At 24.7% G+C, this 9,586-nt stretch carries 10 protein-coding genes; 3 read left to right on the forward strand and 7 right to left on the reverse strand.

Translation table 11 applies throughout. From position 1 onward, the window contains the following. The 3 genes from RI76_RS01680 to holA form a co-directional block, all read left to right on the forward strand. Window positions 1-796: YitT family protein (locus RI76_RS01680; protein WP_315971948.1), on the forward strand; the 796-nt coding region annotated here is incomplete at its 5' end. 35 nt (window positions 797-831) lie between these two features. Beyond that, a complete protein-coding gene (locus RI76_RS01685) occupies window positions 832-1,785 on the forward strand; it encodes a tyrosine recombinase (protein WP_017192409.1) in 954 nt (317 codons plus the stop codon). A 30-nt stretch (window positions 1,786-1,815) separates the two neighbouring features. Then, on the forward strand, window positions 1,816-2,778 hold the full coding sequence (holA, locus tag RI76_RS01690) for a DNA polymerase III subunit delta (protein WP_017192410.1): 963 nt from the start codon (window positions 1,816-1,818) through the stop codon (window positions 2,776-2,778). Here holA and RI76_RS01695 read toward each other — a convergent pair. The 7 genes from RI76_RS01695 to rpsF form a co-directional block, all read right to left on the reverse strand. Further along, window positions 2,771-3,325 carry an L-threonylcarbamoyladenylate synthase gene (locus tag RI76_RS01695; protein WP_017192411.1) on the reverse strand — a complete coding sequence of 185 codons (555 nt, stop codon included), beginning with the start codon at window positions 3,323-3,325 and terminating at the stop codon, window positions 2,771-2,773. The two genes, holA and RI76_RS01695, sit on opposite strands and share 8 nt — an antisense overlap. Further along, on the reverse strand, window positions 3,318-4,394 hold the full coding sequence (prfA, locus tag RI76_RS01700) for a peptide chain release factor 1 (protein ID WP_017192412.1): 1,077 nt from the start codon (window positions 4,392-4,394) through the stop codon (window positions 3,318-3,320). Before prfA ends, RI76_RS01695 begins: the two co-directional genes overlap by 8 nt. 73 nt (window positions 4,395-4,467) lie before the next feature. Next, on the reverse strand, window positions 4,468-5,832 hold the full coding sequence (gene dnaB / locus RI76_RS01705) for a replicative DNA helicase (RefSeq protein WP_017192413.1): 1,365 nt from the start codon (window positions 5,830-5,832) through the stop codon (window positions 4,468-4,470). Beyond that, window positions 5,825-8,338 (reverse strand): 50S ribosomal protein L9, encoded by a 2,514-nt coding sequence (gene rplI / locus RI76_RS01710; protein ID WP_017192414.1) that lies wholly within the window; start codon window positions 8,336-8,338, stop codon window positions 5,825-5,827. The genes dnaB and rplI overlap by 8 nt, the downstream gene beginning before the upstream one ends. Window positions 8,339-8,447: 109 nt before the next feature. Then, the gene (rpsR, locus tag RI76_RS01715) at window positions 8,448-8,684 is read right to left on the reverse strand and encodes a 30S ribosomal protein S18 (RefSeq protein WP_017192415.1); all 237 of its coding nucleotides are present in this window, start codon (window positions 8,682-8,684) and stop codon (window positions 8,448-8,450) included. A 41-nt stretch (window positions 8,685-8,725) separates the two neighbouring features. Then, a complete protein-coding gene (locus RI76_RS01720) occupies window positions 8,726-9,130 on the reverse strand; it encodes a single-stranded DNA-binding protein (protein WP_017192416.1) in 405 nt (134 codons plus the stop codon). 1 nt (window position 9,131) lies between these two features. Continuing rightward, window positions 9,132-9,422: a 30S ribosomal protein S6 gene (gene rpsF, locus RI76_RS01725; RefSeq protein WP_017192417.1), complete on the reverse strand. Its 291-nt coding sequence runs from the start codon at window positions 9,420-9,422 to the stop codon at window positions 9,132-9,134. Window positions 9,423-9,586: the final 164 nt, after the last annotated feature.

Consider the following 9,586-nt stretch of genomic DNA (forward strand, 5'->3'; position numbering starts at 1 on the left):
TCCCTACACGACGCTCTTCCGATCTGCTACATATATGAGCAACTCAGGCATGCGCTTAGAAGAAACAAAAATTATTAATATAAAAAATTTTACATTGTTTTTGACATTATCTTTTATTTATTCTTTATTAGATGTTGTTTTTAGCAGTGGTAATTATAACATTAATTTATATGCAACAGGAGTTCACGGTATTGGCGATGCTATTGCTAAAGTTTTAAAAAGTATTTTCCAAATTGAAAATCCTTTATTTATTGGTTTTTTTGCAACTTCTTTTTATGGAATTGTGAACGGAATTTTATTAATTTTAATTTCTTTTCCGAAATTAGATCGTAAATTTAGCATTACCACTCTTTTAAATAGTTTTTTTATTTTATTTTTTATACTAACATTAACTTATTTAATTAATGATCTAAATTGTTTGGGACTTAAAAATTTTTTTGGTCGTTTCCCAGAAGATAGCGGTTTTGGTCTTTCTTTATTGAGAGTTATGATCGTTGCCATCGTAGGAGGACTTACTTACGGCATTCTTATTGGAAAAGGCAGTTCTAGTGGTGGAATAGATATTATTTCCAAGTATTTAAACATTTATAAGAAAAAAGATATAACTGTAATCACTTGTATTTTGAATTATTTGATTGCTATTATCTCCACTTTATTAATTTATTTTAGTACTGGAAAATTCCAATGGGAATCTATTGTTTTAACTAATTTAGTTAAAATACCTTTAAATACTTTTTTTATATATTTAGCCATTAAAAAAACTAAACCTAAAAAAGAAATGAAAAATCAATTTTAAATAATTTATTTTTAAAGAAAGAAAATGATTTAAAAATGAAATATATTTTAAAAGAATTTGAATTATATCTTTCGGATGAAATTATTTTATCTTTTAATACGGTTAAATCTTATCTAACCGATGTTAAACAATATTTAATTTTTATAGAAAATGAATTAAAATTGAAAGATTTTAAAGAAATTAATAAAGAACATGTTTCTTTGTTTTTGTTTCATATGGCCAATAATAAACGCATAGGGAGTAAAACTTTAGCGAGAAAAATTATAGTTATTAAAAAATTTCATCATTTTTTATTATTAGAAAAAAAAATAGATTATGATATTTCTTTAATGTTTAAAATGCCTAAAATAGATAAAACCTTACCGGTAGTTTTATCTAAGGAAGAGGTGTTTTCCTTTTTAGAACAAGTCAATAAAAATGATTCTATTATCGAAATAAGAAATAAAGCTATTTTTGAATTGATGTATGGTTCAGGTTTGAGAATAACCGAACTGTTAAATTTGACTTTAGATAATCTAGATTTTAAACAATCACAAATTATTATTTTAGGAAAAGGCTCCAAAGAAAGGGTTGTTCCTATTTCCAAATATTCTTCAAACATAATTAAAGAATATTTGGATCTTTCACGTAAATTTTTATTAAAAGATAAAAAAAGTAATTTAGTTTTTTTAAATAATAAAGGTGAACTTTTATCGAGGCAAGGATGTTATAAAATATTCAAAAAGATTATCAAATTAGTAGGGTTATCATCTAAATCTTCTCCTCATACCTTGAGACACTCTTTCGCTACTCATTTGTTAGAAAATGGTATAGATTTGAGAACTTTACAAAACATTTTAGGTCATGAAGATATTTCTACTACTCAAATTTATACTCACATCAGTCAAAAACGTTTAAAAGAGGTTTATTTTCAATTTCATCCTCGAGCTAAAAAGATAAAAAAAATTCCCCCAGTTAAAAAGACTAAAAAGAAGAATAACTTGGATTAAAAAAATTTATAAAAGGATTTTAAAGGGAAAATGCATTCTTTAAATTTATTATTTTATTCACAATTATTTTTTTTAGAGCAAAAAAAAGATTCTTTAAAAAAAGATTGTCAAAAGAATAATTATCAATTTATTAATTATAAAATAGAAAGCGATAATTGTTTACAAGTGATCGAAAAATTAAAACAAGAATTATTTACGAATTCTTTTTTTTTCAATAAAAAAATTATTTTTATTGAAAATATTTCTTTATTATTTCTTCAAAAAGATATCTCTTTTTGGCTTGATTATATTGAAAAACCTAATCCTAATATTATTATGTATATTACTGCGGAAAAAGATAATTTCCCTGTTCATATTAGAAACAAAATAAATAAAATATTTAACGAAGAAAAAGTTATTAATCTTTCTGAAAAAGATTTAATTTCATATGTTTCAGATCTGTTTAAAAAAGATAATTTTTTTATAGAAAAAAAAATAATCCCCCAATTAATTCAAAAAACTAACGGTAATTTATTCTTATTAAATGAAGAAATTAAAAAAATTAAGTTATATCATCATTCGGATAGAGTTATTTTTGATATGAAATTAATAGATAAATTAGTTTACTCTGAAGAAGAACAAAATATTTTTTCTTTAATTTATTCTATTATCGATATTAAAAACCCTATTGATGGTTTTTTAATTTTTAAAGAAATGATGAAACAAAAAACAGATGTTTTTTTAATTATTCATCAAATTTTGAAAAAACTACAAGAACTTATTATTGTTAAAACTTTAATAAATAAAAAAAAAAGCCAAAAAGAAATAGCTTTTATTTTAAACTTCCCTCCTGCTAAAATATATTATTTAACGAAAGAAAGTCAAACTTTAAACAAAGAAAAAATAACTAATTTATTTTTATCTTTATTAGATTTATCTTATCAAATTAAAAAAGGAGTTTTAGATCCTAAAATTCATTTAGAAATGTTTTTTATGAAAAAAATCTTTATATAAGGGCTTGTTTAATCATCTCTAACGAAACATCGCCTTTTCTAATAACTTCCCAAGAAGGAGTAGTTGTATCAATAACTGTGGAAGAAACATTAGAATTTGTTTGTTTATTAGGGTAAATATAATCTACTTGATTTTTATATTTATTAACTATTTCTTCAAAATTATTTAAAGGTGGTTGGCCGCTGTCGTTGACAGAAGTTACTCTTAAAGGTCCTTCATCTTTTAATATTTTTAAAGCCAATTTATGATTAGGAATTCTAATTCCTAATTTTTTTTCTTTAGTTAATTGATAAAAAGAAGGAGTAGCATTCACGATTAAAGTAAGAGCTCCTGGCCAAAAAAAAAGACTTATTTTGATAATTTTGAGATCTATAATAGCTATATTTTTAACTTGTTCTAACGAATAAAATAAAATAGCTATTGGCTTATTAAGATCTCTTTTTTTAATTTGATAAATCTTTTTTAAACTTTCTGTATCATTGATTTTAGCTCCTATACCATAAACAGTATCAGTAGGAAAAATAATAATTTTATTTTTTTTATTCATTTTTTGAAAATTCTTCTTTTAATTTTTGTTTTTCCATTTCATCAATTAAAGGTTTGATGACTAAATCTATTTTACCTTCCATAAATAAATCTAGTTTTTGAAGTGTTAAACCTATTCTATGATCTGTTACTCTATTGCTTGAATAATCATAAGTTCTGATTTTTTCACTCCTTTCGCCTTTACCGATTAAATTCTTTTTAACATCATTTTTATCTTTTTCTTGTTGAGATTTCATTTGATAAAAAATTCTATTTTTTAATAATTGAAAAGCTTTATCTTTATTTTCGTGTTGACTTTTAGCTGTTTGAGAAGCAACACTTAGACCTGTAGGCAAGTGAGTCAATCTAACAGCTGATTTAGTGGTATTAACTGATTGACCGCCTGGACCACTAGAATTATAAGTATCTACTCTAATATCGTTCCAATTAATATCTAATTCAATATTTTTAGTTTCAGGAATCACTAATACTTTCACGGTTGAAGTATGTGTTCTTCCTTGACTTTCTGTTTCGGGCACTCTTTGAACTCTATGAACGCCTGATTCATATTTTAAAAAGGAATAAATATTTTTACCAGAAATCATTAATTCTACTGAACTAATTCCGTTTTTTAAAGTTTGGGTGAAATTAATGATTTCTGTTTTCCATTTTTTATTTTCCGCGTATTTCATATAAGTACGAAACAAATCTGAAGCAAAAAGGTTGGCTTCTCTACCGCCAATTCCACCTTTAATTTCCATAATAACGTTTTTTTCGTCATCTTCATCTTGTGGTAACAATAATTTTTTTAATTCTCGGAGTTTATTTTGAATTTGTTGTTTTAATTCTTCTTTTTCTGCTTTAGCTAAAATAATTAATTCGTTATCTTTTGGTTCTTCTTTTTTGATGATTTGTTTAGTTTTTTTTAATTCTTCTTCTAAATTTAAATATTGATCATAAACAAAAACAATTATTTGTAATTTATGATATTGTTTTAAAAGTTCAACGTTTTTTAAATTTTCTAAATTATCTGATATTTTTTTTTGTAAATTTAAATAATTTTCTTTTATTAAATTTAATTTATCAAACATTTTCTTCTCCTTGCTAGAATTATTTCTTTTATAAAAAAATATCTATTGATGGTGCTTTGTTAATTTAGAAAAATTATTCTGGTATTATATCAATTTCTTTAAATAAAAGATAATCTAAATTTAAATTAAAATGTTTTGTACCAGTCGCTCCTTGACGGTTTTTAGAAATAATTAATTCAGTATGGCCTAAATCAACTAAAGGAACGTCTTTTCTGTCTTTGTTATAATAATGTTTTCGATATAAAAACATCACAATATCAGCGTCTTGTTCAATGCTACCAGAATCTCTTAAATCAGATAAAATAGGCCTTTTATCTTCTCTTTTTTCTACTTCTCGGGAAAGTTGTGATAAAGCTAAAACCGGTATTTTTAATTCTCTAGCCATTTCCTTTAAACTCTTAGAAATATCAGAAACCTCTTCTTGACGGTTGAAAAAACCTTGACTATTAGTTTTATTAGCTTTTCTGATTAATTGCAAGTAATCGATAATAACTATATCCAATTTATCTTGTTTTTTTAATTGTCTACATTGAGACCTAATATCTAAAATATTAGCTGCTGCTGAATCATCGAAATATAAATTTAAATCTTGTAATGTTTCGATTGAATAATTAACTTGTTGTAATTGTTGTTGATTTAATATTCCTAATTGAATGTTTTTATGAGAGATTTGGCTTTTAGTGCTTATCATTCTAGAACCTAATTGTTCGTTAGACATCTCTAAACTGAAAATAGCCACAGAAGCTTTGCCGTTTTTATTTTCTTGAGCAATATTAACCGCTATATTCATCATTAAACTACTTTTACCCATGGAAGGTCTAGCTGCTAAAATGATTAATTCTTCTGGTTTTAAACCTAAAGTAATTTCGTCTAAACCGGCATAACCAGTTTTTAAACCGATAATATTATTATTCCTTTTATTTTCAATAGTGAGCTTTCTCACTTCTCTTAATAGATCTTTTAGGAGGATAAATTTATTACTTTTTTTATTTTTAGAAATTTGAAAGAATTTTTCTTCCACACTATTTAAAAACTCTTCATTATGAAGATCAGGATTGCTAAGTCCTTCGTGAATGATAGCAGAAGCTGTTTTAATAATGTTTCGTTTTAAAGCAGCTTCATGGACCAAATCAATATAAGTATCTAGATGATTTATAGAAGGAATCATATTAGTTAATTTAATTAAATAATTCGTGTTACCTTCTATTTTTTGGTTTTTGTTTTTTAATGTAAGTGAAACGGTATAAAAATCAATTTGTTGAGATTTTTGGTATAATTCTATCATCGCCATAAAAATAAATTGATGATTAATATTAAAAAATTCTTCTGGTTCTAAACGATCAACTACATTAACTATTTGGCTAGATTCTAAAAAAATAATGCCTAAAATAGCTTGTTCTGCTTCTAAATGATAAGGAAGTTTTATATTTTCATTCATTTTTATTTTCCACTACATTAATAATAAAGGACGCCGTTATATCTTTTTTCAAAACTACTGAAGCTTTGTAGATTCCTAAAGAATTGATTTCGCTGTCTAAAACAATTTTTTTCTTGTTAATTAAAATATTGAATTCTTTTAAAAATTCATCCACTATTTGTTTCATAGTGATTTTTCCGTACATTTTTCCTTTTTGACCAACAGTAATTTTTAAATTAATTTGTTTATTATCAATATCTTTTTTTAATTTATTCATTAAAGCAGTATGTTCCAAATCTTGTTGTTCTTTTAGTTGTTTGTCTTTTTCTATTTGTTTAATGTTTTTATCATTAGCTAAAAGAGCCTTTTTTTCTTTAATTAAAAAATTACCATAACCTAGGGTAACTTCGATAATGTCATTTGTATTACCCTTATTTTTAATATCTTCTAATAAAATTACTTTCATATTTTTAGCCCCTTCTTTATATTCTAACGCTAATATATTTTTTAATTTTCCTACAATGATATCAATATTGCTTTCTTTTATTTGAGTTGCTGCACTATTCATATGACCACCGCCGCCCATTTGTTCCATAATGATTTGAACGTTAACATTGTTATAAGATCTAGCGCTAATACCTATTTCTTTTTCTTGCAAACGACCAACAACAAAAGCTGCCTCAATATTTTGAATATTTAAAATATTTTCAGCTACTTTCGCTAAAAAGGAACGATTTTCTACTATTTCATTACTTTTAACAATAGCGAATCTATCCATATAAATTTCCATATTAGAAATTAATTGGTTCATTTTTAATATTTTAGAAAATTCTTGTCTAAACCAAAATTTTACTTTATCGCTTTCTGCTCCCATAGAAATTAATTGTGAAGCGGCTTCTAAAGTTCTTGAATTAGTACGATAAGTAAAATAATTAGTATCTATTACCATTCCACCATACATAACACTAGCTTCAAAAGGAGTAATATCTATTTTTTGGTTTAAAAAATAGATTAATTCAATTAACATCTCTACAGTGGAAGAAGAGGAAGAATCTATATAAGCAAAAGTGTTAACGATGATTTCATCAGAAGATCTATGATGATCAATAATTATCGTATTAGGTGTTAAATCCAATAATTCTGGACTATTAACGATTTCTTTGTTTTGCGTATCTAAAATAACTAATAAAGAATTTTTATTAATGATATTTTTAGCTTTGGCGGTAGCGATAATATGTTTAGATAATTCCGGTTCTTCTTTTAATAAGTTTTGATAAATAATTTTAAAATTTTGATCCATCTTTTCTTCGTCTAAAATAATATAATGTTCGTAATTATCATTAATAGATAAAGCTATTTTATAAAAAGCAATCATTGAACCCAAAGAATCTAGATCAGGATTAATATGACTCAGAAAAAAACAATTATTATTTTGTTCTAAAAGATCTCTGATAATTTCTGAGTTCACTCTAGCAGACACTTTGGAATTAGTACTTAAAGAAGATTGGGTCGCGCCGAAATATTGAATTTTTTGGTTTTCAATATTAACAACTACTTGGTCTCCGCCTCTTTTTTGTGCTAATTCAATCGCGCTTTGAGCGTAAGAAGCTAATCTATTATAAGGTAAATTATAACAAGCTACACCCATAGAAAGAGTGATTTTTAATTTATATTTATTAGAAATATCACGAATCGTTTTTAAGATAGAAAATTTATCACTCATGATATTTTCTAATTGTTGACGGTTTAATAATAATAAAAATTTATCATCTGATAATTGCTTTAAATAACCTTCATATAATTCTACAAAGTCAGATAAAACACTTAAATATTCTGCTTTGATTTGAGATTGTTCAGAAAAGTCCCAATTTTTTAAAGAATCTTCTATATTATCAAAAGATAAAAAAACTAAAACAGGTGTTTTTTGGCGATAAAGACTTTTAATTTTCTCTCTTTCTGTAACATTAAACAAATAAAAAAGATTAAATTCTTTATTGTATAAACAATCAAAAATTTCCTTACCAATAGTTAAAATAGTTTGTGTTTGGTTGGAATTTAATAATTCTTTCATTTTGGGGTGTAAATTTTGTAAAGGAGTATTGATAGTAGGTTTTTTAAAGATTTTATCAGCGTAAGGATTAATCCATTGCATCTCATTAGAAAAAGAATCAATCACTATAATGCCTATCGGCAATTCATTAAAAACTTCTTCACCGATTTGATTGACAAAATAAGATAGTTTGGACCATAAGGAAAGTCTGTTTTGTAATTTTTTAATTTTTAAATGATTTTTAAAATTAAAATAAATGCTAAAAAGGACGAATAAAAATATTATTTGACCCAAAAGGCTAAAAAATAACTTCAAAATATTGCTTTTTATTTCTTCGAATTGTTTTTTAGGATTATCCATTATGTCTTTAATGTTATTATAATCATAAATAGCTAAAATAACGAATACAGAAATTAAAATAATAATTAAGAAGTATTTTTTATAATTGAGATTTTTTTTTCTCAATGATTTGAACATAATTTTTTGTAAACTCACTTTTCTATCATAAATTTTATTTTGAAAAATAATAAATTCTCAATATAAAAAATAAAACAAGCATTATTAACTTGTTTTATTTTTTTTATGATTATTGTATTACAAAAGGCATTAAAGCCATGTGACGAGCTCTTTTGATAGCTATTGCTAAACGTCTTTGCCATTGAGCAGATGTTCCAGTAGTTCTGCTGGGTAAAATTTTGCCTCTATTAGTGACAAATTTACTTAATAATTCTACATCTTTAAAATCGATTCTAGTCACTTTGTTTTGAGTAAAGTAACATACTTTACGACGTTTTTTAAAAAATTTCTTTTTACTTGATTTCATAATCTTTTAACACTTCCTTATATTATCGTTATTTAGTTAAATTAAAAAGGGAATCCATCATCTTCATTAATATTAAAATCTTCTGCTGCTGAATTCTGGGAATCATTACTGTGATTATCTTTGTTTTTTCTAGATTCTAAAAAATGAATAGAATCGCATTGAATTTCTGTTGTGAATTGTTTTTTATCTGTGCCGTTGTCAAAAACGCTAGTTTTAATTTTACCTTCAATACCGATTAAAGCACCTTTATTAATATATTTAGCTAAATTTTCTGCTTGTTTATTCCAAACAACACAACGAATAAAATCAGTTTCTCTAACACCTTCAGAGTTAGTAAAAGTCCTATTAACTGCTAAATTAAAGCGCACTAAAGGAATATCACCGTTAATAAAACGTAATTCTGGATCTTTTGTAATTCTACCTACTAAAACTACTCTATTAATCATTTTAATTATTATCCTCTAATTTAATTGCCATATATCTCATTATTTCTTCAGATATATTAGCTATACGAGTAAATTCAGCTACAACTGTGCTTTTAGCATCAGCTAATAACCAAACATAATAACCTTTGTTGAATTTTTGAATAGGATAAGCTAACTCTTTTAATCCCATTTCTTTCAATTCTGTAACTTTGCCCTCTTTTGTAAAAACACCATTAACGTTATCAATAATTTTTTTTACATTTTGTTCTTCTAAATTAGGTTGTAAAATATACATTACTTCATATTTATTCATGATGATAACCTCCTTTTGGTCTTTTGCGGTCTTGTTTAATTCACAAGACAAGAATTTTAAAGGTTTTTTAAATCAAAAAACCTTTAAAAGAAATGCTAATTATTCTAGTATTTCTTAAATTGATCATTGTTATTTCATTTATATAAAAATAAAAAATAATATTT

This window comes from Milkweed yellows phytoplasma str. MW1 (assembly GCF_000309485.1).
Classification (GTDB): domain Bacteria; phylum Bacillota_I; class Bacilli_A; order Acholeplasmatales; family Acholeplasmataceae; genus Phytoplasma.